The sequence below is a fragment of the Novosphingobium sp. genome, from assembly GCF_036820275.1.
Classification (GTDB): domain Bacteria; phylum Pseudomonadota; class Alphaproteobacteria; order Sphingomonadales; family Sphingomonadaceae; genus Novosphingobium.
In genome coordinates, this window is the sequence record NZ_DAISLT010000005.1 from 187,395 (window position 1) to 210,636 (window position 23,242).

The 23,242-nt window shown below is 61.0% G+C and carries 30 protein-coding genes and 1 pseudogene; 12 read left to right on the top strand and 19 right to left on the bottom strand.

Translation table 11 applies throughout. From position 1 onward, the window contains the following. Position 1: 1 nt before the first annotated feature. From V7066_RS06305 to V7066_RS06325, 5 genes are all read right to left on the bottom strand, one after another. Positions 2-355: a DUF488 domain-containing protein gene (locus tag V7066_RS06305; protein WP_054435059.1), complete on the bottom strand. Its 354-nt coding sequence runs from the start codon at positions 353-355 to the stop codon at positions 2-4. Then, complete coding sequence (locus V7066_RS06310; RefSeq protein ID WP_054435062.1) at positions 355-684, bottom strand: hypothetical protein; 330 nt, start codon at positions 682-684, stop codon at positions 355-357. Before V7066_RS06310 ends, V7066_RS06305 begins: the two co-directional genes overlap by 1 nt. A 357-nt stretch (positions 685-1,041) precedes the next feature. Continuing rightward, positions 1,042-1,287, bottom strand: a complete 246-nt coding sequence (locus tag V7066_RS06315; RefSeq protein ID WP_054435065.1) for a hypothetical protein — start codon at positions 1,285-1,287, stop codon at positions 1,042-1,044. A gap of 37 nt (positions 1,288-1,324) precedes the next feature. Further along, positions 1,325-2,497, bottom strand: a complete 1,173-nt coding sequence (gene metB, locus V7066_RS06320) for a cystathionine gamma-synthase (RefSeq protein WP_054435068.1) — start codon at positions 2,495-2,497, stop codon at positions 1,325-1,327. 436 nt (positions 2,498-2,933) lie between these two features. Continuing rightward, positions 2,934-3,344, bottom strand: coding sequence for a MarR family winged helix-turn-helix transcriptional regulator (locus V7066_RS06325; RefSeq protein WP_054435072.1), 411 nt, complete (start codon positions 3,342-3,344; stop codon positions 2,934-2,936). 95 nt (positions 3,345-3,439) lie between these two features. Between V7066_RS06325 and V7066_RS06330 the strand changes: the two genes are divergently transcribed. From V7066_RS06330 to V7066_RS06340, 3 genes are all read left to right on the top strand, one after another. After that, positions 3,440-5,236 (top strand): chloride channel protein, encoded by a 1,797-nt coding sequence (locus tag V7066_RS06330; protein WP_132470308.1) that lies wholly within the window; start codon positions 3,440-3,442, stop codon positions 5,234-5,236. 124 nt (positions 5,237-5,360) lie between these two features. Further along, the gene (locus tag V7066_RS06335; protein ID WP_165913373.1) at positions 5,361-5,741 is read left to right on the top strand and encodes a response regulator; all 381 of its coding nucleotides are present in this window, start codon (positions 5,361-5,363) and stop codon (positions 5,739-5,741) included. 145 nt (positions 5,742-5,886) lie between these two features. Further along, the gene (locus V7066_RS06340) at positions 5,887-6,270 is read left to right on the top strand and encodes a hypothetical protein (RefSeq protein ID WP_054435077.1); all 384 of its coding nucleotides are present in this window, start codon (positions 5,887-5,889) and stop codon (positions 6,268-6,270) included. Positions 6,271-6,397: 127 nt separating this feature from the next. On the opposite strand, the gene V7066_RS06345 is transcribed toward V7066_RS06340, so the two are convergent. The 8 genes from V7066_RS06345 to V7066_RS06380 form a co-directional block, all read right to left on the bottom strand. Then, positions 6,398-7,807 (bottom strand): efflux transporter outer membrane subunit, encoded by a 1,410-nt coding sequence (locus V7066_RS06345; protein ID WP_054435080.1) that lies wholly within the window; start codon positions 7,805-7,807, stop codon positions 6,398-6,400. Further along, complete coding sequence (locus V7066_RS06350; protein WP_054435082.1) at positions 7,801-8,700, bottom strand: efflux RND transporter periplasmic adaptor subunit; 900 nt, start codon at positions 8,698-8,700, stop codon at positions 7,801-7,803. Before V7066_RS06350 ends, V7066_RS06345 begins: the two co-directional genes overlap by 7 nt. A 1-nt stretch (position 8,701) precedes the next feature. Continuing rightward, positions 8,702-8,926: a DUF1656 domain-containing protein gene (locus tag V7066_RS06355; protein WP_054435086.1), complete on the bottom strand. Its 225-nt coding sequence runs from the start codon at positions 8,924-8,926 to the stop codon at positions 8,702-8,704. After that, positions 8,923-10,998 carry an FUSC family protein gene (locus V7066_RS06360; protein WP_132470306.1) on the bottom strand — a complete coding sequence of 692 codons (2,076 nt, stop codon included), beginning with the start codon at positions 10,996-10,998 and terminating at the stop codon, positions 8,923-8,925. The genes V7066_RS06355 and V7066_RS06360 overlap by 4 nt, the downstream gene beginning before the upstream one ends. 145 nt (positions 10,999-11,143) lie before the next feature. Further along, positions 11,144-11,413: a hypothetical protein gene (locus V7066_RS06365; protein WP_054435089.1), complete on the bottom strand. Its 270-nt coding sequence runs from the start codon at positions 11,411-11,413 to the stop codon at positions 11,144-11,146. 381 nt (positions 11,414-11,794) lie between these two features. Continuing rightward, entirely contained in the window at positions 11,795-12,124 is a 330-nt protein-coding gene (locus V7066_RS06370; RefSeq protein WP_231635531.1) for a hypothetical protein, read from the bottom strand. 225 nt (positions 12,125-12,349) lie between these two features. After that, entirely contained in the window at positions 12,350-12,790 is a 441-nt protein-coding gene (locus V7066_RS06375; protein ID WP_054435094.1) for a DUF934 domain-containing protein, read from the bottom strand. Beyond that, a complete protein-coding gene (locus V7066_RS06380) occupies positions 12,783-14,417 on the bottom strand; it encodes a nitrite/sulfite reductase (protein WP_054435097.1) in 1,635 nt (544 codons plus the stop codon). Before V7066_RS06380 ends, V7066_RS06375 begins: the two co-directional genes overlap by 8 nt. Positions 14,418-14,642: 225 nt before the next feature. On the opposite strand from V7066_RS06380, the gene V7066_RS06385 reads away from it, so the two are divergent. Further along, positions 14,643-15,086, top strand: coding sequence for an Rrf2 family transcriptional regulator (locus V7066_RS06385; RefSeq protein WP_008828736.1), 444 nt, complete (start codon positions 14,643-14,645; stop codon positions 15,084-15,086). Positions 15,087-15,114: 28 nt separating this feature from the next. On the opposite strand, the gene V7066_RS06390 is transcribed toward V7066_RS06385, so the two are convergent. After that, positions 15,115-15,600 carry a DUF6306 domain-containing protein gene (locus tag V7066_RS06390; protein WP_054435100.1) on the bottom strand — a complete coding sequence of 162 codons (486 nt, stop codon included), beginning with the start codon at positions 15,598-15,600 and terminating at the stop codon, positions 15,115-15,117. Beyond that, positions 15,597-16,445, bottom strand: coding sequence for a LysR family transcriptional regulator (locus tag V7066_RS06395; protein WP_054435103.1), 849 nt, complete (start codon positions 16,443-16,445; stop codon positions 15,597-15,599). Before V7066_RS06395 ends, V7066_RS06390 begins: the two co-directional genes overlap by 4 nt. Before the next feature lie 153 nt (positions 16,446-16,598). Between V7066_RS06395 and V7066_RS06400 the strand changes: the two genes are divergently transcribed. From V7066_RS06400 to V7066_RS06435, 8 genes are all read left to right on the top strand, one after another. Beyond that, entirely contained in the window at positions 16,599-16,982 is a 384-nt protein-coding gene (locus V7066_RS06400; protein WP_132470303.1) for a hypothetical protein, read from the top strand. A 53-nt stretch (positions 16,983-17,035) separates the two neighbouring features. Continuing rightward, on the top strand, positions 17,036-17,215 hold the full coding sequence (locus V7066_RS06405; protein WP_054435107.1) for a hypothetical protein: 180 nt from the start codon (positions 17,036-17,038) through the stop codon (positions 17,213-17,215). A 97-nt stretch (positions 17,216-17,312) separates the two neighbouring features. Continuing rightward, on the top strand, positions 17,313-17,954 hold the full coding sequence (locus V7066_RS06410; protein WP_054435109.1) for a peroxiredoxin: 642 nt from the start codon (positions 17,313-17,315) through the stop codon (positions 17,952-17,954). A 189-nt stretch (positions 17,955-18,143) separates the two neighbouring features. Next, positions 18,144-18,629, top strand: a complete 486-nt coding sequence (locus V7066_RS06415; protein ID WP_231635532.1) for a carbonic anhydrase — start codon at positions 18,144-18,146, stop codon at positions 18,627-18,629. Then, the gene (locus V7066_RS06420; RefSeq protein ID WP_231635533.1) at positions 18,626-18,961 is read left to right on the top strand and encodes a hypothetical protein; all 336 of its coding nucleotides are present in this window, start codon (positions 18,626-18,628) and stop codon (positions 18,959-18,961) included. Before V7066_RS06415 ends, V7066_RS06420 begins: the two co-directional genes overlap by 4 nt. Before the next feature lie 60 nt (positions 18,962-19,021). Next, positions 19,022-19,222, top strand: coding sequence for a hypothetical protein (locus tag V7066_RS06425; RefSeq protein ID WP_021318857.1), 201 nt, complete (start codon positions 19,022-19,024; stop codon positions 19,220-19,222). Further along, positions 19,195-19,890 (top strand): superoxide dismutase, encoded by a 696-nt coding sequence (locus V7066_RS06430; protein ID WP_054435115.1) that lies wholly within the window; start codon positions 19,195-19,197, stop codon positions 19,888-19,890. Before V7066_RS06425 ends, V7066_RS06430 begins: the two co-directional genes overlap by 28 nt. Before the next feature lie 17 nt (positions 19,891-19,907). Continuing rightward, complete coding sequence (locus V7066_RS06435; protein WP_054435118.1) at positions 19,908-20,153, top strand: hypothetical protein; 246 nt, start codon at positions 19,908-19,910, stop codon at positions 20,151-20,153. Between the two features lie 42 nt (positions 20,154-20,195). Here V7066_RS06435 and hmpA read toward each other — a convergent pair whose 3' ends face one another. The 4 genes and pseudogenes from hmpA to V7066_RS06455 all read right to left on the bottom strand — a co-directional run. Beyond that, positions 20,196-21,407, bottom strand: a complete 1,212-nt coding sequence (gene hmpA / locus V7066_RS06440) for an NO-inducible flavohemoprotein (RefSeq protein ID WP_004206960.1) — start codon at positions 21,405-21,407, stop codon at positions 20,196-20,198. Between the two features lie 39 nt (positions 21,408-21,446). Beyond that, on the bottom strand, positions 21,447-21,722 hold the full coding sequence (locus V7066_RS06445) for a DUF1971 domain-containing protein (protein ID WP_054435121.1): 276 nt from the start codon (positions 21,720-21,722) through the stop codon (positions 21,447-21,449). Next, positions 21,715-22,194, bottom strand: coding sequence for a group III truncated hemoglobin (locus V7066_RS06450; protein ID WP_054435124.1), 480 nt, complete (start codon positions 22,192-22,194; stop codon positions 21,715-21,717). The genes V7066_RS06445 and V7066_RS06450 overlap by 8 nt, the downstream gene beginning before the upstream one ends. Positions 22,195-22,513: 319 nt before the next feature. Further along, positions 22,514-23,239, bottom strand: a pseudogene (locus V7066_RS06455) (tyrosine-type recombinase/integrase); the annotation flags it as partial. Between the last annotated feature and the right edge of the window lie 3 nt (positions 23,240-23,242).

Consider the following 23,242-nt stretch of genomic DNA (forward strand, 5'->3'; position numbering starts at 1 on the left):
GTCATTGACGATCTGCCAGAAACTCCGCGAGGACGGCGGCATGGTTCACCACAGGATCGCGTGCTGCGTAAAGCAGCGTGACATCCTGCTTTTTCGCGAGACCGAGCAGTAGCTCAACCACTTCGGTGTTATGGGACAACTCATCCCGGTATTTTTGCCGAAAGACGTCGAAACGTGCGGGATCGTGGCCGAACCATCCTCGCAGATCTGGACTGGGTGCGATGTCCTTGAGCCACAGATCGAGTGCTGCGGTCTGGCGGGAGACGCCTCTCGGCCACAGCCGATCGACAAGCACGCGGCAGCCATCGCCTGGTGCGAGAGGCGTATAGATCCGCTTGATCTGTATCTTACCCATCAACTGTCTTTGCCAGGTTTATGTCCAACCCAGGCCGGAGGATCGCTTGCCGGGAAAGATTCGATCGAAGCTTCATCGATCTCGTCGATGAGCTCGCCGCTTGCGACGAGCACACGCACTTGGCGCGCGATCTCCAGCTTGAGGCCGGCCAGAATCGGAGTGCTGCGACTTTCGTTCGCCGACGTTACGCAACCGCAGAAGCGTTCGAGCATGACCTCTTCGACAAGCTGCTCAAGAGGTCGATCTTCAGCACGGTGACGTTCGGCGATGTAACGAACGGCTTCTGCTACTCCCTCGGGATCGATCGGATCATCATATTCATGCGTCATCAATCCGCTCCGGTTCCGCCAAGAGAAGAGCCATATCGGCATCCACACGCATGTCGTCTTCAATTCCGAAGCTGTGTTTGCGTAGGCGACCGCATTGATCGATCAGGGCCGACGATGGCGTTCCTTGCATGGCGTAGGCTACCATGGTTTGTAGGACTGGACCATGGCGAGCCTATGGCTCGCTGGAACAACCCCGAACAAAGCATCTGGAAGGCGTACAACGAGATCACCCGGCCTTGGAGGTCGGGGAGCGCCGACCCTTAATCGGCATCAAACCATTGAGCGACATGCCAGTCGGGAGCGATTTGAGATTGAACCTTGCCCGTGGGGCACCTCCGCCTTCCTCTTCAGTCCCGGCTACGCCATATTGAATAGCGTCAGCATTCCGCCAATCGCGATGCCGAAAACCATCATCATGACCCCGGCGATCCGCAGAATATAGGTGAGCGGATCCTCATCCTCATTTCCCGCTCGCAGCGAGCTCGCCGGCGGTTTCGGGCGTCCGATAGCGCGTCTGAAACTGACCTGTCGAAACGCCATGTTGAAGCCGAGCAGCGCAAGAAGCAGCCCAAAGGCATCTACGGTCCATACATATCCAGGCACGTTTTCCTCCTGTAGGTGCCAGAACTCTTGCCCGCACTCATGCTGCGCATGCTGCCAATCCCTGTTCGAGCCCGACGATCAGATCCTGCTCTGCTTCGAGGCCGACCGAAAGCCGCAGCAGGCTGTCACTGATGCCCGCTCTTGCGCGCGCCTCCTCGCCCATGTCGGCATGGGTCATGGTCGCCGGATGTGCGACCAAGCTCTCAATCCCACCCAGCGATTCCGCGAGCGTAAAATAGCGGACCGCAGCGACAAACCGCCGAACTGCTTCCGTTCCCCCCGCGAGTTCAAAGCTCAGCATCGCGCCAAAACCGCGCTGCTGGCGTGAGGCGATCCGATGGCCTGGATGGGCAGCAAGACCTGGATAGTGGACTTGAGATACTGCCGGATGCCGTTCGAGATATTGCGCAACAATCATCGCATTGCGCTGTTGATGCTCCATCCGGGCAAACAGCGTACGAAGGCCGCGCAGGGTGAGCCAGGCATCGAACGGCGCGCCGGTGCTCCCAACGACATTTGCCCAATAGCGCAGTTCCTCAGCTTGCCCCGGATCGGCCGCGACCACCGCGCCGCCGATTACATCGGAATGGCCGTTGAGATATTTGGTCGTCGAATGGATGACATAGTCGGCGCCCAGCGCGATCGGCTGCTGGATGGCTGGCGAGAGGAAGGTATTGTCGACGGCAACTGTTGCCCCTGCCGCGCGCGATTTCGCGGCGAGCTCCGCGATATCGACAACCCGCATCAGGGGATTGCTCGGCGTCTCGATGAGAACCAGCGCCGGAACGTCCTCCAGCGCTGCGGCAAAGGCGCTCTCGTTACCCTGATCAACGAACCGGACAACGCAATGCCCCCGGTTCGCGCGCGCCTTCAACAGACGCATCGTACCGCCGTAGCAATCATGCGGCGCGAGGATGAGATCGCCTGGCCCCAATCGTCCGACAAGAAGGTCGAGAGCTGCCATACCGCTCGATGTCATGATCGCCCCGGCCCCGCCCTCCAACCTTGCAAGCGCCTCGGCAAGAAGGTCGCGGGTCGGATTGCCTGCCCGGCCGTAATCGTAGGAACGCGGTTGATCGTAGCCAGCAAACTCATAGGTGCTCGAAAGATAAAGCGGTGGGGCGACCGCTCCAAAGGCAGCATCGCTGGCAACGCCGTGCGCGGCGGCGATCGTCTGGGCGCAAGGCACCTGATCCTTGGATTCAGTCATTGAAGAGGTGTACCTCGGTTACTTCGCGCACGATGCGGGCTCGGCCAAATTGCCCGTTCTCGTGCCGAATAATTTAGTAAGTGACCGGCCTGACCGAACTTCGGAAAGACGCCGGCTGCGGTAGGGGGGCCGCGCGCCGGCGTCTAACCTGGTGAAGTAGCCGCTAGACCAAGACGCCTGCGCTGTCGTCAGCGATGCGGTCAGATCCTGAGCCGATCGCCATTGCTCCAGGGCCAGGGACTTCCCTGGATGCTCACTCCGCATCATACACTTGTCCTCGGCTGCCGTCTCCGTTCCCGCGCTCCGGCCTGCTTTCGCGGGATCCTCTCCGGGCGCTGTTGTCGTGAAGCGTCTTCACTCTGGAAATCGGACTGTGCCGGGTAAATTACCATAAGACAAATGAATGTTATTCATATTTTAGAACATGAAATTTGGATTAAATCGTGCTTGTTCGCCCCAGCTGTTCGAAGATGCCGGTGAAGACCGGCCGCAGGCGCTGGATTTCCTCACGATGGACGGCGGACAGGGAGTCGAGCAGGGCATAGGCCTTGGAGGTGAGGCGCAGCAGCGCCCGCCTGCGATCAGTGGCGGCCGCTTCACGCGTAATCAGCTCCAACGCCTCGAGGCGATTGATCAGACCCGTGGCGCTGTGCGGCTTTAATATCAGACGTTCCGCGACATGCCCGACGGTGGCTTCTTCCGGCGGACAGCCCCGGATCGCGAGCAGCGCCTGGTGCTGCTGCGGCGTCAATCCGACTTCAATGGCCCTTTCCTCGCTGAACGCCTGGAAGCGGCGAATGGCGTGGCGAAACGAGGCCAGCGCCGCATAGTCGGCATCTCCCAACAATTTATCCTTTTGCCTCAAATGATCCTCACTGGTTGAACTGTATCGCAATGCGATATAGTGGGCGCGTACTCATTTTTACAGGATAATGTCGATTCATGTCGCTGACACCTCCGCGCGCCGTCGAAGGCCATCAACTCGCCGACCATAGTGTCGACCGCCGCATGGTCATGCTGGCGATCATGGCCATCGTGGTCGGAACGGGCGGCGCCTTTGGCGCGTGGGTGCTGGTCCAACTCATTGCGATCGCCACCAATCTCTTCTGGTTCGGTCGTCTTTCTGCTGATCATTCGGTGATCACCGATGCATCGGTGGGCTGGCTGGTGGTGGTGATCCCCGTCGTCGGCAGCCTTGTCGTGGGTCTGATGGCGCGGTTCGGGTCGGACAAGATCCGCGGCCATGGCATTCCCGAGGCGATCGAGACGATCCTGTTCGGCGAGAGCCGACTGTCGCTCAAGGTCGCGCTGCTCAAACCCTTGTCCTCGGCGATCTCGATCGGCAGCGGCGGTCCATTCGGCGCGGAAGGGCCGATCATCATGACGGGCGGTGCCATTGGCTCCCTTTTCGCTCAATGCTTCCACCTCAGCGCAGCAGAACGCAAGACGCTGCTCGTGGCCGGCGCGGCGGCCGGCATGACCGCGATCTTCGGTACGCCGCTCGCCGCGATATTGCTGGCCGTCGAAGTGCTCCTGTTCGAATGGAAACCGCGCAGCTTCGTCCCCGTGCTCGTCGCGGCGCTCATTTCCTTTGCCTGGCGCCCCCTGCTGCTCGGATCAGGACCGATGTTCCCCATGACGGCGATCGCCCCGCAAGCAAGCTGGGCTCTGCTCGCTTCGGGTGGGATCGGTCTCATCGTCGGTCTAGAAGCCGCGCTGTTGTCGACATCCCTCTACCGCATCGAGGATCTCTTCCATCGCCTGCCATTTCATTGGATGTGGTGGCCGGCAATCGGCGCGGTCGTCGTCGGACTGGGCGGTCTCATCGATGCTCATGTGCTGGGTGCAGGATATGCGAGCATCGAGGCCCTCCTCAACGCCTCGCTATCGCTCCGGGTCGTTGCCGCGCTCCTCGTCGTGAAGGCCATCGTCTGGCTGGTCGCCTTGGGGTCGGGCACATCAGGCGGCGTGCTGGCGCCGCTCCTCATCCTGGGCGGCGCCGCCGGCTTTCTGCTTGGGCAGTTTCTACCCGGCGATCCCGGGTTCTGGGCCATGATCGGCATGGCGGGGATTATGAGCGGCGCGATGCGTGCGCCAATGACTGGCGCAATCTTCGCGGTCGAACTCACCGGACATTTCAGTGCCATCCCATGCACGATCGCGGCTGCGGGCGGCGCCTATACCGTCAGCGTGCTGCTGATGCGGCGATCGATCCTCACCGAAAAGATCGCGCGGCGCGGCCGGCATATCCTCCAGGAATATACGGTCGATCCCCTTGACCTCATCCAGGCGTCTCAGATCATGACGCGCGATCCGGCGACGCTACCGGGGACGATGACCGTGGAGGCGGCGGTATCCTTCTTCGCAACCGAAGCCGAGCATCGCAGCTATCCGGTGATCGATCCGCAAGGCAGGTTGCTGGGTCTCGTCTCCCGCACCGATGCCCTGCGCTGGCAGGGCGACCGCGACAACGATCAAACGCCGCTCGTCGATGCAATCTCAGATGCGGCGCAGCCCGTTGCCTATCCCGACACGCCGACCGGGGTAGTCGCCGATCTCATCGTCGAATCCGGGATCGGCCGCATTCCGATCATCGAGCCTGAAACCCGGCGCGTGCTCGGCATTCTCTCGCGCCAGGATCTGCTCAAAACCCGCAGCGCGAACCGTCATGCCGAACTCGGTCGTTCACGCCATGTTGGCACCAAGTCCCGGTCATACCCAGCCCAGAACCCAAGCTAGGATCAGCAGCGCGTCGAACCCGCTGCCGACGCCTTTGGGAACTAATCGCCAGCAATTTCGTTCGCATCACGACATAATTCCCTGCCGCAAGTGGGAACAGGGGTTAGCAGGGAGCGGCGATGTCGTGTCAGACGGCTCATTATTGCTGATGGTGGAGGACGAACCGCTGATCCTCTGGACAGTCCAGGAGATGCTGGAAATCGGCGGATATGCCGTCCTCCCCGCGTTTTCTGGATCAGAGGCGATTACCATTCTCGATGGCCGCCATCATGAAATTGCAGGGGTGATTACCGATGTGAGGCTCGGGTTGGGGCCCAATGGATGGGAGGTATCGTGGCGGGCCCGCGAACTGCAGCCAGATATTCCTGTGATCTATGTGTCGGGAGATAGTGCCGCAGAATGGCCACTCTATGGTGTTCCCAAAAGCATCATGATTCCCAAGCCTTACGAAACAGCACAAATGCTGACGACGGTTTCATCCGTTCTTGTATCCCCGATGCGCTGAGCATCTCGCGCTTGCTCTTACAACCATCCCGTGTTTTCAAGATCGAAGGCGCGGAGAAGCGCAGCTCGGCAACAACAAAATCCTTGATGGGAAACTTCAAGATTTTGCGGGTTTTCGCGGCTTAGAACTCGTTAGAAGGCTCAATATGTACAAGCCTTTCATCGCTCTCGCCGCCCTGCTTTCACTTCCCTGCACCCTTCAGGCGAAGGATAAGTCAGAGCGCCCATTTCAATTCAGCGTTCTCGAAGACGACTATCAGTGGGACAATGACATCGAGAAGACACGCACCACGCTTTCTAGAGAAATTCCGCTCGGCATGTCCTTCTGGAGCGCACTCGACATCCTCGAAAAGGCTGGCGCCCGTTGCGCGGGCGATCGGAAAGATCCTGCCATCGCCCGCTGTGTCTATTCCGACTGGATGACGGTGCATGACTTCAACCGAGCCGATCTCTATTGGACAGCGGTCGTCCGCCTCGATGATGGCAAGGTGGGGAGCCTCACGCTCGATCGCACCGTCGAGGAGAAATGAGCCATATCCAGGCTCAGCATCGGGAAATGTCCACCAGTGCGTTCGTTCGAGGCCTGTAAGGCTGCCCGCGCTCTGGCAGCGAACCTGGCAATCCAACTTCTGGCGGTGGAGAAAAACACATCGGGCATCAGTTGGACCACCCACCACCAAGTGCGAGGAACAGCATAATCTGATCGTCATTGATTGCCGCGCGCGCTTCGGCCACGGCCTGATCCGCCGCAATCTGGTCGCGTTCGGCCTCCAACGCGGGCAACGCCGCGATCTTGCCTCCACGCCGCAACTGCCCCATCCGCAGCGCTGCCCGCATGGCATCTGCGGATGCGCGATCGAGACCTTCCTGCTGCTCAAGCCCGGCCTGATAATTGGTCAGCGCCGTTTCCACCTCCCGCAATGCCTTGATCACCACGCCATCAAATGCGGCTAGGTCGCCGCGGCTTTGGGCTTCTGTTGCCGCAATGCGGGCGCGAACAGCGTGTCGGTTGAGCGTCCAGCTGATCAGCGGGCCGAGACCGAAACGGTTGGTGAGCGGCGACAGGAAATCAGCGGCAGCACCGGTGGAACCGACCGATGCTCCCAGACGGATGTCGGGATAGAGATCGGCGGTGGAGACCCCGATCCGCGCTGTCGTCGCGGCGAGACGGCGCTCAGCCATACGGATGTCGGGCCGGCGCTTGAGCAGCGCCGCACCATCGCCAACGGGGATCACGCGTCTCAGCGCTAGCGATGCGTGACAGGCTAACAGGCCAGTATCCGCTTCGCCCGGCGTGCGACCAGCCAGAGCCGTGACACGAAAAAGGGCGTTGCGCTGACGCGCCACCAACCGTGGCAGCCGTGCCTTGCTGGTTTCGAGCAAGGCTTGCCGCCGGTCCAGTTCATAGGGTGCCGCGCGCCCATGCGACACCATGATCCGGGTCAGACGAACGCTTTGCTCCAGAACGGCAATCGCACGACCCAGCACATCGCGCTGATAGCCCGCGTTGCAGATATCGGCATAGGCGCGCGCCGTTTCGGCCGCGACGGTCACGCGCACCAGATCGCGCGCTGCGACGGCCGCTTCGGCATCGGCGTTCGCCGCCTCGATCCCACGCCTTATTCCGCCAAACAGATCGAGATCATAGCTGGCGCCAATCCCCATATTGTAGATTTGCCGCGTCGGCGGCTTCACATGGTTCAACTCGGCTTCCGCCGAGCGCTGGGCCCAGCTTGTTTCGGCATTGACGCTGCCCTGGATCTCCCGGCCCACATTTCGCTCGTCAAGCAAGGCCAGGCTGCGTTCGAGATTGGCCTCGGCCACGCGCAGGTCCGTATTGGCGAGGAATGCCTGTTCGATCAGCCCGTCGAGGACCGGGTCCTCGTAGAGTCGCCACCAATGATCCGGCAGCGGTTCCTGTGTCGTAACGACGCTTCCTGATTGAAATGCGCCTTGCGCCATAGGCGACTTCACCATCGCGGCGTCGGGCACATGATAGTCGGGGCCGACCACCGTGCATCCACTCAGGGCGGCTGCGGCCGCCAGTACCAGCGAACGCCTTACCATGGCAGGCTCCGGTGCACACTGCGCCCGTCATCGCGCGGATGAACGACAACCGTGGCCGTCTGGCCCGGAATCATCCGCACATTGGGCGGAATCCTGTCGATCGTCACACGCACCGGAATGCGCTGCGCCAGACGCACCCAGGTGAAGGACGGATTCACATTGGCCAATTGTCCGTCGGCACCGGCCCGCTCGCGATCCTCAACACCGCCCGCGATGCTCTGGACATGCCCCTCGATCTCGTCGGCAACCCCCATCAGATAGATGCTCGCAGGGTCGCCGACCCGGATCGCCGGCAATTTGGTTTCCTCAAAATAGCCTTCGACACGGAGCGAGTGATCATAGACCAGCGCCAGCGCAGCCTTGCCGGCGGTCAGATAAACCCCGGGCTGGAGCGACATGTTGGATACGGTCCCGTCTACCGGCGCGCGCACGACTGTTCGTTCGAGATTGAAGCGGGCGAGGTCGCGCGCCGCGACGGCCTGCCCGATCGTCGCCCGCAGCCCTTCGACCCGCGCTGTGCCCTGCTCGATCACTTCGGCGGCGATCACCTCGGGCATGGCGCGGTTGCGCCGATCTTCCTTCACTGCCTGCGTCAGGGCTGTGCGCTGGCTTGCCACATTAGCCTCGGCCTGCTCCAGCGCGAGCCGGTAACGCGGGCGGTCGATGATGAAGAGCACGTCGCCTTTTCGAACCGTCTGGTTGTCGGCGACTTTCACCTCGGTGACGAGCCCGCTGACATCGGCGGCAACCGGTACCATGTCCGCACGCACCTTGCCATCGCGTGTGACCGGCTCGACCTGATAACGCAGCCACAGTGCATATATCCCCCCCAAAATCACGAAAATGACGAGGAGCGTGGCGAGCGATCGCAGGAGATTTTGTCGATGCAGCATGTCAGGAAGCGATCCATCGGTAGAGAAGGCTATCGGCGAGAGCGCTCAGGCCCCACCACAGCAGAATGAAGAGAGCGAGTTCGAGCAGGCTCGGATGCCAGAGTAGCCGATAAGCCGGCAGGCGCTGCAGGAGCCCCCGCGCAAGATAGACGAGGACCGCCGCCAGAACGCCCCAGACGAGCGCCGCAGGCATGTAGACGCCGAGCACATTGAGTTCCTCGATCATGCGCCCCCCCCTGCCCTTACCGTAGCGATGTCGGGTGCTCCGGCGGCCGGGAAGAGATTGCAACGCATCCCGACAAGCGCCCGCAAGGCAGGCCGGCGATGCGCGTCGAGTGGCTGGCTGAGGAGTGCCTCCAAGGCCCGATCGATCGGATCGAGCAGCCCAGGCGGCGGCGCATCCGCATGGCCATGCCGCCAGCGCTCGCCATAAAACACCGTCAGCCCGGCAAGTACCGCGCCCAGGCGGTGACGCACGTCATGCGGGACATGAGACAGCGCCCGGCGGATCGGGATGATGTTGCGGCCGATCCTGAGGTCCGCCAGACCATCGGCGGCGTGGAGCGCATCGCCGGCGGTGGCCACAGCCATGCGCGCAGCCACCTGCCCGAGCCGGTCGACCGCTCTGGCCGTCCAGCGGTCCGGGCGGAAGGGTCTGCGAATATCGGCAAGCAGGGCAAGCTCACTCCAGTTCGCGCGCAGGATGCGCCGCGCGGTCCACAGAACATTGGCCGATCGGAACATCCGCGTCACCGCAAGTGTGGTGACAATTCCACCGAGTTGCGCCAGCCCGGTGTTGATGAACAGCGCGAAATCCGCCTGGAATCGCGCAAGAAAGCCCATGGCGACAATGAAGCAGGAGAACATCGGCAAGGCCTGCGGCGAGCGCGCGGGATCGGCCTGGATATAACCCATCCACAGGAGGGCCGGAGCCAGGGTGATGATCAGCATCTCATAACCATCGACCCGGGGGAGGATCACGAAGAGGTAGAGGGCCGCCAATGGGAAAGTCTTGAGCGTCGCCACGAGATAGCGACCGATCACCGGCGCGGGATCGTCCTGCGCCGCAAAGGAACAGGTGATGAGCGCGGCAAAGGCAGCCGTCGCCGATCCGTTCGGCCAGGCAAGCAGGATCCAGACGGCACAATAGAGCGCGATCGCCGTGGCGGTCGCTAGTCCCGCCAGCGCGGCGACGCCATGATCGCGGGCAAGGGAAAAGGGTTCTGCGGCGAGAATTTTATCACTGGGTCGCTCCGGTGACCCGATCCTGCCCGCCAGTCTTCGGCACGCCGCCAAAGCGGTCAGGAACTCGGCGATGCGGATGCAGGCGCTCGCGGTCAGCAATCCGCTCCAGCCTCCGCGCGTCTCCCCGGATTCCGCCAGCGCCTCGCACCGCCGCACCAGCGGTCCCACCCGGTGCAGTTCACTTTGTTCATCGTCCAGCCAGTCGGTGATGTCGGCAAGCAAAGCCCCGAGCTCCGGCGGAAGATCGCCGCTTTCGCGCAGGCGATCGAGCCGGTTCGCCGCCGCCGAGGCAAGCGGCAGGATGGTGGCGAGTTGCTGTTGCAGTGCCGTAACTCGCCGCCGGGTCGCGGGCGCCCAGCGCTGATCGAACGGCAAATGGACCGCGATCATGCCAAGCTCGGTGACGTCTGCCGCCAACATGCGCCGATGCGCATCCTCGAGCCGTGTATGCTGACTGCCAAGCGCTTCGGCCGTCCAGCGGCGAGCATGGCCCAGAAAGGATTGGACGCGTGCGCGGATAGCCGGCGTCGCGCTCCAGGGTTGCAGCAGCGCATGGACCGCGGTCACGCACAGGATCGCGACCGTCATCTCCTGCACGCGCGCGGCTGTCGTCTCGAAAATATTGCCCGGATCATCGAGATAGGGAAAGCTGATCACCGCCGAACTGAATGCGGCCATCTGGAACAGAAAGGCGCGCGGCGTGCGATCAAGGACGGCAAGATAGATACAAAACCCTGTCCAGGCCGCGAGGCACAAGACCAGGAGCTCAGGCGAGTTCTGCAAATTGGGGACCAGCACGATCGTGACGGCGGCACCGGTTAGTATACCACCCAGACGGTAGAGAACTTTGGGCCGAAAAGCACCGGCCATGGGTTGAGCAGTGACGTAGACGGTCAGCAACGCCCACCAGGGGCGCGGCAGGCTGGCCGAAAAGGCGATGGCCAGCGTGGCGGCGGCCGCCAGCAAGCTGCTGAGCGAGAAGAGCAGCTTCTGGGGGTCAACCACAAAGGGAGAGGCTGACAGGCGTTTCCTGCCTGCAAACGCAACAAGCATCACTTACCACCATGACAAACGGGATTGTCACGATCGAAAGCGACCGTGGTCATTTCCTCCCATGGATATGAGAAGGCCCTTTAACCGAGCTGGTGCGTTAAACCGTAGGTCAAAATATTGATGGATAAACGCAAATATTTTGCACTTAATCTTTTCTTGTGGGGAAACCCGGATTCGCGCCACGGTCTGCCTTGTCCGAAGCATCAGACATGTCCTGCCCTTTCCCCGAAACGAAGAAAGCGGCGATCGGCACGGCCAGGAAAATGAGCAGCATGATCTGCTCTTCTCTCAGAAGGCGATATTCGCTGAGACAATAGAGGATGAAGGCGAGTCCAGCGAACCCAAGCGTCCATAGCGCCCGCTGCAACGTGAATATGGCCTGCGTAGAAGGGTCTCGCGACATAAGCCTCTTCATGCGGCATCCTCTCCCGTTGATGCTCGCTCTCGACCAGCTATCTTCACGGTCTGTTGAAGCAGGAGTGAATGATTGCCCGCGATGTCGCAAACGAATATTTTTGCAGGTTATCCGCAAAACTTCTGAGGTTTATTCGACAGCATCGCATATACCAAGCCGTAGGACAGGAATGCCTATTCCTTCGTGGTCAAGCCTGGGACTCCGCCCCCAAAGCCGCCTCGACCAGACGACGCACCTTCCCCCGGCATGCAGCTTCCGAACCGCTGGCAGCGGCTTCACGCCGAGCGCGCCTGACGAAATTGCGCATTTCAGCGAAGCTCGGCCTTCTGTTCTGGCCCAGCACCGCGATGAGAGCGGGATAGATCCAAGTTTGCGTCGCCATCACCGTCTTCCTCCAGGAATGGCGAAGCGGCCCGGCTTCGTGTCGCGCGACGGCCCTCCTCCCTGTTCTTCCCGACCTACAAAATAGAACAGGCCCGATCCAACCACAGCGAATATGGTGACCATTTTCACGAACTCACTGTGCCCTAACGCAGCCAGCCAAGCGCCACCGACTATGATGAGCAGAAGAGGCGCGCCCCAGCGCGGATGATGAACACTTGTGGCCACCCACCAGGCCAGACAGGAGAGCGATACCGCCACCAGAAAGCTGCCCAGCGTCAGGCCGATAGAAATGACCAGGATTTTCAACATCGGCATATTGGCCTCCATTGACGCCCCTCCGACTCCCACATTCTAATATATCGCATCACGATATATTTACAAGTGGCGCGTCCGGTGCGTTCGCAGGCGTTGGCTTCAAGGCGGTGTTCGCGGCCGCGCACTCGCAGCGCACACGCGTTTCAAAGCTACAGAAGTGCCCATCATCGTCTCAACCTCGCCTGCCAGGACGAACGCAAAGGCTCCCGAAACTTCAAACCAGAAGAAGAAATTGCGTCATCCGGTGGCGCATTGAGGATGCCGCAGTGCCCAGATCGGCACGCGCCCATCGGTCGTGGACTGATAGACGTCAGGATAGCGGCGCAGCGCCGCGTCGACGGCATCCGGATCGAAGGGCTCGTCGGGCTCGAAGCTGTCGAAGCCGCAGCGCCGCATGAAGAATAGGAGATCAACGAGCACGTCACCGATCGCGCGAATTTCGCCTGTGTAGCCCGCCTCGCGCAATATGCTCGCGCTGGAAAAGCCACGGCCGTCGCGAAACCGCGGAAAGGCAATCTCGACGAGCCGCACGCGGCCAAGCTCAGGCAGCAAGGCGCGAGCATCATCGCCCGCCTCGAGAAGCACCGAGGTCGCGTCCTTCTGATCGAGAAACGCATCCAGCGAGACCCCTGGCTCATCGGGCGCCGGATCGTCCCGGAAGCGCAGCGGATCACCCATAAATTGCCTCCTTGAACGGGTTCATGCCGACGCGGCGATAGCAATCGAGGAAGCGTTCGCCGGGCTCGCGGATCTCGCGGTAGCATTCGATGGTGCGTTCGACCGCATCGACAATTCCGACCTCGTCGAAGCCCGGGCCGGTAATCTTCGCCTGCGAGACATCCTCGGCACCGGACCCGCCAAGCAGCAACTGGTAGTTCTCCGTTCCCTTCCGGTCGACGCCAAGGATGCCGATATGGGCCGCGTGGTGATGACCGCAGGCGTTGATGCAGCCTGAAATCTTGATCTTGAGTTCGCCGAGATCGAGCTGACGATCGAGATCGGCAAAGCGTTCGGCGATCTGCTGCGCGACGGGTATCGAACGCGCATTGGCGAGACTGCAATAATCGAGGCCCGGACAGGCGATGATGTCGGTGACGAGGCCGAGATTGACACTTGCCAGTCCCGCCGCGTGGAGCGCCTGCCAGACCGCATGGAGATCCCGCTTGTGGACATGCGGAAGCACGAGGTTCTGGACATGCGTCGAGCGCAGGTCATCGAAACTATAGCGCTCGGCAAGGTCGGCCACGATCTCCATCTGCTCGGCTGAAATGTCGCCAGCTATGCCCCCGTCGGGCTTCAGGCTGATATTGACGATGGCATAGCCTGGCGCCATGTGCGCGGCGACCTGCCGATCGACCCATAGCGCGAAGTCGGGATCGGAGCGGTCGAGCTCCTCGGAAAGCCCGGTCTCGAACGGCGGCGGGCCAAAATGGGCGGCGATCCTCTCATACTCGGCCTGTGGGAAATCCCGACCCAGCGTCAGGATATGCGCGAACTCCAACTCGACCTGACGGCGGAACTCTTCCTCGCCCAGTTCATGGACAAGGATCTTCATCCGCTGCTTGTGGATGTTGTCCCGCCGCGCATGCCTGTTCCATACCCGCAGGATTGCCTGGATATAGGAGAAGATCTGGCTTGCCGGGCAAAATTCTCTGATCAGGAAAGCGATAATGGGCGTGCGCCCCATACCGCCGCCAGCATAAACCTCGAACCCCTGTTCGCCCATCCCGTTCTTGACGATGCGCAACGCGCAGTCATGCCAACGTAGCGCGGCACGGTCCTCCTGCGCGGCGATCACCGCGATCTTGAACTTTCGCGGTAGATAGCTGAATTCTGGATGGAACGTCGTGGCCTGGCGGATCAGTTCGGCCCAGGGCCGCGGATCGCATATCTCGTCGGGCGCAGCTCCAGCATAGTGATCGGCCGACAGGTTGCGGATGCTCTCGCCGCTCGTCTGGATGGCATGCATTTCCACCGTCGCGAGCTCAGCGAGGATGTCGGGTGCCTCCGCCAGTTTGATCCAGTTGTATTGGATGTTCTGCCGCGTCGTGAAATGACCGTAGCCTCGGTCATATTTGCGCGCGATATGCGCCAGCTTGCGCATTTGCCGCGAATTGAGCGTGCCGTAAGGCACCGCTACGCGCAGCATATAAGCGTGCAGTTGCAGGTAGAGCCCATTCTTGAGCCGCAGAGGCTTGAACTGGTCTTCGCTGAGATGGCCTTCGATCCGACGGCGCGTCTGGTCGCGAAACTCTTCGACCCGGGCATCGACCATGGCCTGATCATACTCGTCGTATTTGTACATATCAGCCTCTCACGCCCAAGGGGACATCAGGATGGCATCACGAGCACTCATGCACAAAATGACTTTTAATGCAGCGATCCATCAAAATAATTGCTCGATAAGGCCGGTCGCTGCAGGCCAACAACCATGGGCCGATCGTTGCAAGCCGGCTCGAGGGCGATCCCGGCCTTAACATGTCTGTGACATACAGGTATGCTGTTGCAGATTGGTTCTCGGGAGTTCTGCGTGCGGCTGACACGCTACACGGATTATTCACTGCGGGTCTTGATTCACCTGGCCCTTCACGAAGAGCGCCTGTGTTCGATCGGCGAAATCGCGCGGGCTTATGATGTCTCCCACAATCACCTGATGAAGGTCGTCAACGCCCTGGCGCACGACGGCTTCATCGAAACCGTTCGCGGTCGCGCCGGCGGCATGCGTCTCGCCCGACCAGCGGATGAGATCACCGTCGGCGAGGTCGTCCGCCGCACCGAGGAAGGCTTCCAACTCGCAGATTGTTCCGGGTGTGCGCTGTCTCCCGCATGTGGACTGACCGGCGTGCTGGCGCAAGGCATGCAGGCGATGATGGCGGTATTCGATACCTACCGGATTTCCGATCTCCTGTCCGATCGTGAGGCCATGAAGCGGCTGATTAACCGCCAATCACCGCTCGGCGTCGGCATGGACTAAATGATACAGCTGCGGATTTCCGCGCAGGTCAATGCTCCGCTTCAAGATGCGCTGCGGCGCGATCGATGTTGACCCGATGGCTCTCGAGCATCTCGCGAAGATCGGCATGCAATGCCTCGTAACGAACCCTAGGGGTCAGAGATTCCAGTTTGCGAACCGCCCAGGCTTGTCCGCGGTTGAGAAAGGCGAGCCTTTCAAGCGGATCAGGGATTGCCAACGCCTTCTTGTAAAAGGCGCCGGTCTTGCGTGAGGGCGCTGCGCCCAATCGCCTGATCTGCCTCGAGAGCATCGCGCACCAACGTGCTTCGTCGGCACGGACCGATCGCATCAGTTCGGCGTAGTCGGGATCGTTCGCCGACTTGGTGCTGGCGAGCGCGACGCGGGCGCCGGCCCGTTCGGCTTCCAGCAGTTCGTGGAGCGCCGCGAGGATCTCCTCGCGACCGGCAAAGCCCATGTAAATGTCATCGGCTTCGCTGGCGTAACAAACGGGCGAGGATGGTTCGTTCACGGTCATGCTGTAATCGCCGCGGCCGCCTTGAGGCCGGCACGAATGCGGTCCATCACGCCCGGGTCGGCCTTTGTGCTGTGGACGACATAGGCCGAGTACGAAAATTCAGGACTTCCGGGGACGAGAGCGAGGCGGCCTTCCTCGAGATAGGAGCGGATGAAGCCTTTGCGAAAATAGCCGCTACCCCCTGTCGCCAGGATATAATCGAGCGCGAGCGGACCATAGCTTATCGAAACGACGGCGTTAGGCTGATCCGGGAAAGCGGCGTGATAGCTCCCGGCAAACTCCTCACCCCAATCGATCTGAACATGATCTTCCGGTGCGAGAGGGCTGCTGGTTGGCGTGGTCCGCACCAGGACCAACTTTTCCTCGAACAAGAGTTCGGCGATGATCCCCGGACGGCTCGGCGCGGCATAGAGCACCGCCATATCGAGTGAGCCATCCTGGACCTGCTCCATCAGGCGTTCGGATGTGTCGATATGGGTGCTTACCGCGATTTCCGGACATTCCCGACGCATCCAGAGCAGCCAGTGCCGCAGCAAGGGACTCCACAGACTGAGCTCGGCGCCGACCGTTACCACGGTCTCCCGTCCCGGCGGGAGCGCGACGGCGCGGCGCGCCCGATCCCAGACCTGCACCATGGTGGTTGCAAAGCGCAGAAACTGCTCGCCCGCCGGTGTCAGCTTCGCACCTGCCTTGTTGCGGATGAATACTGGCCGATCGAGCAGGTCCTCAAGCACCCGGATGCGGGCACTGACTGCGGTCTGCGTGAGGTGAAGGTTCGACGCAGCGTTCACAAAACTGCCGGTTTTGACGACTTCCAAGAATGTGCGCGCAACATTGATATCCATAAGCCATCATCCTTGCGCTCAATGCGCAATAATATTCATTTGCTTGCTTCATGGTAGCGGGCCGATGATGGGATCACAAGGCAAGGCCCGTGTCATCGACCCTGGACAGGCACCAACAACCATAAGCGTCCAACGGTTTGGGCGAACTTTCAGATGAAACCTTCAGGCCGCTTCACGCCCGAACCGCCGCCGCCGCGGGCCGAAATCTGGAAAGTCAGCATAGCGCTGGCGTCGCTGGTTTTAGGGATAGGCATAGCACTTTTCAGTTTTCACGACGCTGGTGCGATCAGCGACGATGTCTTCGTTGCCGTCGTGGTCTTCGTGATCGCGGTTTGTATCGGTGTGATCCTCTCTCTCGATTGGGAACAAACGGCACATCGCCGAGTGCGTCAGCCCTGGCAGGAAGTGCCCCCTCCGTTTGACTTCATTGCGCTGTGGTCATCTGAAGACCGACAGCCGTCGGGTGAAGATGCCCCTAATCTTCAGGAAACCTGCCGCCGCAAACCGCCTCCCTCGTCACGGACAAAGCTGCCGTGAAGGCTGACAACGATGATGACCGACAAGCGCGTGGACCAGAGCGCCCGCCCTCCATGTCCGGGCTCTATCTGATTTTCGCCGCAAGCATCGCCTTCGTCTCGATCCGCCTTTTTGTCGATTTGCTCCGCCAAAACGGCTTCGTCGCCGAAGGGGACGGCAATAGGATAGTGCTGTTCGCCATGCCGATAGCCCTCCTCGTGATCGTGGGGCTCGGACCGGGAACCCGGCGCTAATTTATATCCAATATCTTTGCTGATAAATAATAATAACATTCGTTTGTATGATGCTTCGTCCATCTCCACATCAGATCTGCGATATGAAGGAGTTCCCATGGCCATTCAGCTCGGGCAGATCGCCCCCGATTTCGAGCAGGACAGCACGCACGGCCGCATCAGCTTCCACGATTGGCTCGGCGGAAGCTGGGGTGTCCTGTTCAGCCATCCCAAGAATTTTACGCCGGTCTGCACGACGGAACTGGGCGAGGTTGCAAAGCTCCGGTCCGAATGGGACAAACGCAACGTCAAACCCATTGGCCTCTCGGTGGATCCGGTCGAAGCCCATCACAAATGGGAGCTCGACATTCACGAAACCCAAGGGACGAAACTCGACTTCCCGATGATCGCGGATGCCAACACCAAGGTGTCGGCGCTCTACGACATGATCCACCCCGAGAGCGACCCGACGGTCACTGTCCGTTCCGTCTTCGTCATCGATCCGTCACGCAAGGTGCGGCTGATCCTGACCTACCCGCCTTCGACCGGTCGGAATTTTGCCGAGATTCTCCGTGCCATCGACAGCCTTCAACTTACAGATGCCCGTAGCATCGCAACGCCCGTCAACTGGGAACCTGGCGAGCCGGTCGTCATATCGCCGAAGCTGTCGGACGAGGAGGCATCCCGGCAGTTCCCACAAGGCTACAAGACACGGAAGCCCTACCTTCGGGTCGTCGATCTGCAGGCTCCCGGGCAATGAGGCAATTGGAGGAGAGTGGAAAAAGACAGACCGCCGCCGACGGAGCAGACGACGGCGGCCTCTCCGACCTGTTGGCCCGCAACCGCGTATGGGCTGACGCCAAAACCCTGATCGATCCCGGATTCTTTAAAACGGCTCGTAGGCCAGCAGCGGCCACGCTATTCCTGGATCGGCTGTTCGGACAGCCGGGTGCCGGCCACCGAAATCGTCGATCTCGATCCCGGCGAGATGTTTGTTCATCGCAACGTCGCCAATCTCGCCACGCCGAGCGATCCTAACTTCGCCGCCGCCTTGGAGTTCGCGGTCGATGTTTTGAAGGTCGAGCACATCATCGTCGTGGGCCATTACGGGTGCGGCGGGATTCAAGCGGCAATGGCACCGGACAGGGACGACGCGATCGGGCTTTGGCTCGCACCGGTGCGTGAGCTCTATCAAACAGTCTGCTGCACCCCGGATACCAATGCAGACCGTTTGTGCGAACATAATATCCGCGCCCAGGTGAAAGCACTCGCAGCCAACCCATTGGTTCTTCGGGCCTGGGCGCGGCACGCTGCGCTAACGCTTCACGGTTGGGTCTACGCCATTGGAGACGGCCTTCTCCAACCGGTCTGCTCACCCGTCAGCCGCCACCCCGATGAGGCAGTTCCCAAACTCCGGATTGCAGGCGCGTCATGATCGCCATGCGCGCCCTGTGCCGCGTGAGGGCGATTGGCCATGACGACAGCCTCGTCGACGCCATCTCCGCCTGCAAGGGCGCGAGTGAACCCGATCGCGACATTGATGCACGGATTGCGCTGGCCGTATTTCCGGCACTGCGCAGCTTGACCGTTATTGCTCCGGGAGTCTGGCTGCAGGACGACGGCAACCACGTTCGGGCACTGCTCTACACGGCGACTTGCCGCGCTGCCGCTATGTTGGTGCCATCCGGCTATTGGATCGAAGCCGGCCCCCAGGGGAACCACCGTGGTGGGCGAGCTTGGCCAATGGACAGCCCATCACCCGGTTGAGGCAATCGCCCTGTGCATGGCCGCGCTCGATGCGCGAAGGGCGGAGCTGTCCTATGCACATTGACCGTTCTCACCAAAGACCATTGCAGCGCCCTGTGCGGCTGCATCAGCAATGGTCCCGCAGCGCTCATCATCAGGGCCTTCCTACCGACTTATCTGCGCCGGATGGTGCCGCATCATCACGCCTCGGCCGAAACGATTTCCGGCGCTATTTCTGCTCAAGGAGACAAGCGATGGCTGATCAAAGCCGCAATGCTGTAATAGCTCAATCCGACCTTGAGAGGCTCGTCTTCGAATTGCCTCCCCTGCCCTGTGGGACCAAGGATCTCGAGCCTGTCCTCTCGGCGGAAACACTGGAGATCCACCACGGCAAACATCACGCACGCTACGTGGAAACGCTCAATCGGCTGCTGGCCGAGCAGAATTTCTCGGCCCACACGCTCGAGGAAATCATCCGCATCGCGCACGGCAGCGGCGCGAAGGGCGTCTTCAACAATGCAGCCCAGGCATGGAACCATAGCTTCTTTTGGGAGAGCATGGCGCCGAAAACGGTTAAACCTGCCGGGCTGCTCGCCAGCGCCATTTCGTCCGAATTCGGGAGTCTCGAAACGCTGAGACAGCGTTTTTCCGCTGAAGGAACGGGCCATTTCGGATCGGGTTGGGTCTGGCTCATCGCGAAGCGCGACAAGCTCGAGGTGATCTCTACCCACGACGCGGGTAGCCCAATCCTTGAGGAAGGGGTGACGCCGCTGCTTGCTTGCGATGTGTGGGAGCATGCCTACTACATCGATTACCGCCAGGATCGCGCGGGCTGGATCACGTCCTGGTGGAACAGGCTCGCAAATTGGAGCTTCGCCGAAACGCAGTTTGACGCGGCGATCGGCCAGGGCAAGCCGTGGCGCTATCCACCATCACAGACCGCCCGTTGAATAAGGAGGAGAAGTAAATGCTCGTTGACGTTTGGGCTGGCGATAGCAGTTCCCCAGCAGCCTGGGGCAGTTTTCACTTCGCGCGGTCACCCCAGGCAGGCGAAGAGATCGAGATCGACGGAACGGTCGTCGTCGTGACGCGGGCCTGGCATCGGCCCAGCATCTATTACAAGGGTGCCAAGTTCGCGATTCTCGTCGAGGAACCTGTCGCTGACGCCCAAGTGCGTCCAGAAGTCCGAGATCACGCCGACATGGCGGTTTGAGTAGACGCGGAGAAGGGCGATGTCGCCCTTCTCCGCGCTCAGTCAGGCGGCGAGCAATTCGTCCGCCGGACCGAAGAATTCGTAATGAATGCGGTCGGATGGGACGCCAGCCAGCGACAAGGTCGAGACGGCGTGCCGCAGAAACGGGCGTGGTCCGCAGATATAGTAATCGGCCTCACCTACAGGCGTGTTGGCGACCAGCCATTCATCGGTAATGATGCCGGCGACGTCATAATCCCGTCCTGCGACTTCATCTTCGAGCGGGGTCTGATGAAAATCGGTGACGGTGATTGACTTGCCCCGCCCAGCGACAGCGCGAACATGATCACGCATTGCGTGGGTATCGCGGTCATGAGTTCCGTGGACATAGTGCACGGGGACTCCCGCCTCGCCCTCAGCAAGCGTTTCGAGCATCGCCACCATCGGGGTCAGCCCCACGCCGCCCGACAGGAGGATCACCGGGCGTTCGACATGCGCTGCCAGGAAGAATTCGCCTGCAGGCGCGGCAACTTTGAGCACCGTGCCCGGCTTGGCTTCATCATGAAGCCAGCCTGACGCAAGACCAAGCGGCTCACGCTTGACCGAAATGCGATAGGTTTCGCCGTTGGGGGCTGCTGAAATCGAATAGTTGCGCTTGACTGGCGGATGTCCCGGAATTTCAAGCCAGAAGGTCAGATATTGCCCGGGCTTGTGCCGCATGACGGCCCCGCCATCAACGGGGCGCAGAACGAAGGAATTGATGACGCTGCTCTCACGCACGACGTCCTCGACGCGAAAATCGCGCCAGCCATTCCATCCGCCGGTCGCGTCCTTCTGTTCTGAGTAGACTCGCTGCTCGCGGGCGATCAGGATGTTGGCCAGGAACCAGTAGGCTTCGCCCCAGGCAGCGAGAATTTCATCGGTGGCCGCATCCCCCAGCACCGCCTTGATCGCCCCCAGGAGCGCCTCGGCAACGTGCGGATAATGTTCGGGCAGAATTTGCAGGCCAACATGCTTCTGCGCGATCCGCTCGACCGCCGGGGCAAGCGCACCGAGATTTTCGATGTTGCTCGCATAGGCGAGAATGGCGCCGGTCAGTGCCCGCGGCTGCGAACCGGCATCACCATGGTGCGATTGGTTGAAAAGGTCGCGAATGTTCGGGTTCTGGAACATCCGGGAATACATCTCGTTCACGATGTCGAGGCCATGTGCTTCGAGCGCGGGGACGGTCGCCTTGACGAGCGCGATGGTCTGATCGCTGAGGGGCTGCGTCATCAACTTCTCCTTTTTGAATGCGTTGAAAATCCCGGAATGTCAGAGCTTGGGAATGTGATCGTAAAAATCCACCTGCATCTTCATCGGCCCTGTCGGCGTTACGAAATGCGGTTGCTGAGGGAGAATCAAGCCAGGCTGGTCAGGCGTCAGGACGATCTCCGAAGGTGGCTCGAGGTAGGTTAGCCGGAGTTCGCCCTCGAAAACCCGGATCACGCCCCAAACACCAGCCTTCGTGTCATGTCGCGCGCGCAAGGCAGCCGGCAGAGTGTCCTGGTCGAACACCGGCGTGGAACGGTAAGGCAATATTTCACCCATGGGTTTGCCCTGGTCGCTCGATGGCATCCTTACGTTCCGCGTTGGCGACCGATGCAGCACTCCGTTCCTCCAGTTGGAAGAACATCGCCAGTTGCAGGCTCTCGGCGATGCGCCGCGCCTTCGCTTGTAGCGCCGCTGCCGCTTCGGGCGTCATCCTGTCATTGGTCGTTTGAACCCAGAGTGCGAGCCACCGCTCGAACAGCGCGGGCGTTATCCTGGCCTTATGCTTCAAATGGGCCGGCACCGGTTGCCCCTTGTATCGGCCACTGGTGAGCATGACGGAGGACCAGAACGCAGTCAGCTTCCCAAGATGCTCCGGCCAGTCATCGATCGCATCGTTGAAAATCCGCCCAAGCGCGGGGTCGGTGCGGACCCGCGCGTAAAATTCCTCCACCAAAGGAGTCAGCTCTTCTTCTCTGATTTTCGAGACACCGTCCACGACTCGCGCTCCAATCATGTATATATAATACATCTATCATGATTGCGCATAAACGCAAGGCTAGCGCATATTTCCAGGTCGTCGGTCGCGGCGATGTACACAGCCTGAGAAACTGCTCAGCCCCGCTAGTTTAGCCTTGAATCCGAAACACGAAGGCATAGCATCAGCCAGCGACCCGAAGGAGTCTCGGTAAGACGTAGACACCTTTCCTTGCCCGCCCGTCAAAAGACGGGCGGGTTTTCTTTTCCGATTCCGTCGGACATTCGCTGGAACGCTAATCCGCGTGATCTGGCGCACTCGGAATTTTCAAACACCGTCACAAATACCTAATTGTGCGCAGCTCAAGATCTACTCACCCGATTTTCGCGATCAAGCGGCCGGCGGCACCCTGCTCAGCCGCCAGATTGCGATTATAGGCGAGCGGCATCCGGGGACTCTTCCAGCGTAGCGCATCCATGATCCCCGCCAGATCCTCGCCGCTCGCAAACAGATCCTGGTTCAAGCCCACCCGCGTCGAATGCGCGCTCACGCCCTTGAGCAACTGCGCCAGATCATCGGCGGTGAGGTCGCTCAGCGCGCCCTTGTCGAAGGCGCGCCGGATCATTGCCCGCCAGATCGGCCCGATCGAACCCGGGTGCAACGCCCCCTCTCCCACATCATATTCGGTGCGCGCCGGCACCGCCGACTTCGGCAACGTCTTGCGCAGATCCCAGCTTTCGCGGCCAGAAATCGTCTCGATCCGCCGCCCCTTGACCGCGGCCCGCGCCTTGTAGCGGCGCACCTGCACCCGGCGAAACAGCGGTCCCTCCTCGATGTCGGCAGCCGCAGTCCAGGCGGCGATCGCCCGCACCGAGCGCGGGCTGAGGAACGCGGTCGCGCCCTTTCCCTCCTGATCGCCCTTGCTGCGCGAAATCGTCAGCAGCCGCGCCTCGGGATCGATGGCGTCCACAATGTGCTCGACCTCGACCGCGACCAGCTCGGAGGCGCGCAAGCCCGTGTCGTAGGCGACCGACAGCAAAGCCCGATCCCTGAGCCCCGGCAAATCATCCGCGCAGGCCTCAAGCAGCCCCCGCAAATCATC

Bases quoted from the DNA above. Each gene is read 5' to 3' on its own strand.
- V7066_RS06340 (WP_054435077.1), top strand. From the start codon at position 5,887: ATGTACAAGCCTTTCATCGCTCTCGCCGCCCTGCTTTCACTTCCCTGC.
- V7066_RS06445 (WP_054435121.1), bottom strand. From the start codon at position 21,722: ATGGGTGAAATATTGCCTTACCGTTCCACGCCGGTGTTCGACCAGGAC.
- V7066_RS06345 (WP_054435080.1), bottom strand. From the start codon at position 7,807: ATGGTAAGGCGTTCGCTGGTACTGGCGGCCGCAGCCGCCCTGAGTGGA.
- V7066_RS06380 (WP_054435097.1), bottom strand. From the start codon at position 14,417: ATGTACAAATACGACGAGTATGATCAGGCCATGGTCGATGCCCGGGTC.
- V7066_RS06355 (WP_054435086.1), bottom strand. From the start codon at position 8,926: ATGATCGAGGAACTCAATGTGCTCGGCGTCTACATGCCTGCGGCGCTC.
- V7066_RS06310 (WP_054435062.1), bottom strand. From the start codon at position 684: ATGACGCATGAATATGATGATCCGATCGATCCCGAGGGAGTAGCAGAA.
- V7066_RS06400 (WP_132470303.1), top strand. From the start codon at position 16,599: ATGAAACCTTCAGGCCGCTTCACGCCCGAACCGCCGCCGCCGCGGGCC.
- V7066_RS06420 (WP_231635533.1), top strand. From the start codon at position 18,626: ATGATCGCCATGCGCGCCCTGTGCCGCGTGAGGGCGATTGGCCATGAC.
- V7066_RS06330 (WP_132470308.1), top strand. From the start codon at position 3,440: ATGTCGCTGACACCTCCGCGCGCCGTCGAAGGCCATCAACTCGCCGAC.
- V7066_RS06375 (WP_054435094.1), bottom strand. From the start codon at position 12,790: ATGGGTGATCCGCTGCGCTTCCGGGACGATCCGGCGCCCGATGAGCCA.
- V7066_RS06305 (WP_054435059.1), bottom strand. From the start codon at position 355: ATGGGTAAGATACAGATCAAGCGGATCTATACGCCTCTCGCACCAGGC.
- V7066_RS06390 (WP_054435100.1), bottom strand. From the start codon at position 15,600: ATGACCGTGAACGAACCATCCTCGCCCGTTTGTTACGCCAGCGAAGCC.
- V7066_RS06395 (WP_054435103.1), bottom strand. From the start codon at position 16,445: ATGGATATCAATGTTGCGCGCACATTCTTGGAAGTCGTCAAAACCGGC.
- V7066_RS06410 (WP_054435109.1), top strand. From the start codon at position 17,313: ATGGCCATTCAGCTCGGGCAGATCGCCCCCGATTTCGAGCAGGACAGC.
- V7066_RS06360 (WP_132470306.1), bottom strand. From the start codon at position 10,998: ATGCTTGTTGCGTTTGCAGGCAGGAAACGCCTGTCAGCCTCTCCCTTT.
- V7066_RS06435 (WP_054435118.1), top strand. From the start codon at position 19,908: ATGCTCGTTGACGTTTGGGCTGGCGATAGCAGTTCCCCAGCAGCCTGG.
- V7066_RS06350 (WP_054435082.1), bottom strand. From the start codon at position 8,700: ATGCTGCATCGACAAAATCTCCTGCGATCGCTCGCCACGCTCCTCGTC.
- V7066_RS06430 (WP_054435115.1), top strand. From the start codon at position 19,195: ATGGCTGATCAAAGCCGCAATGCTGTAATAGCTCAATCCGACCTTGAG.
- V7066_RS06450 (WP_054435124.1), bottom strand. From the start codon at position 22,194: ATGTATTATATATACATGATTGGAGCGCGAGTCGTGGACGGTGTCTCG.
- hmpA (WP_004206960.1), bottom strand. From the start codon at position 21,407: ATGACGCAGCCCCTCAGCGATCAGACCATCGCGCTCGTCAAGGCGACC.
- V7066_RS06405 (WP_054435107.1), top strand. From the start codon at position 17,036: ATGTCCGGGCTCTATCTGATTTTCGCCGCAAGCATCGCCTTCGTCTCG.
- V7066_RS06370 (WP_231635531.1), bottom strand. From the start codon at position 12,124: ATGGAGGCCAATATGCCGATGTTGAAAATCCTGGTCATTTCTATCGGC.
- metB (WP_054435068.1), bottom strand. From the start codon at position 2,497: ATGACTGAATCCAAGGATCAGGTGCCTTGCGCCCAGACGATCGCCGCC.
- V7066_RS06365 (WP_054435089.1), bottom strand. From the start codon at position 11,413: ATGAAGAGGCTTATGTCGCGAGACCCTTCTACGCAGGCCATATTCACG.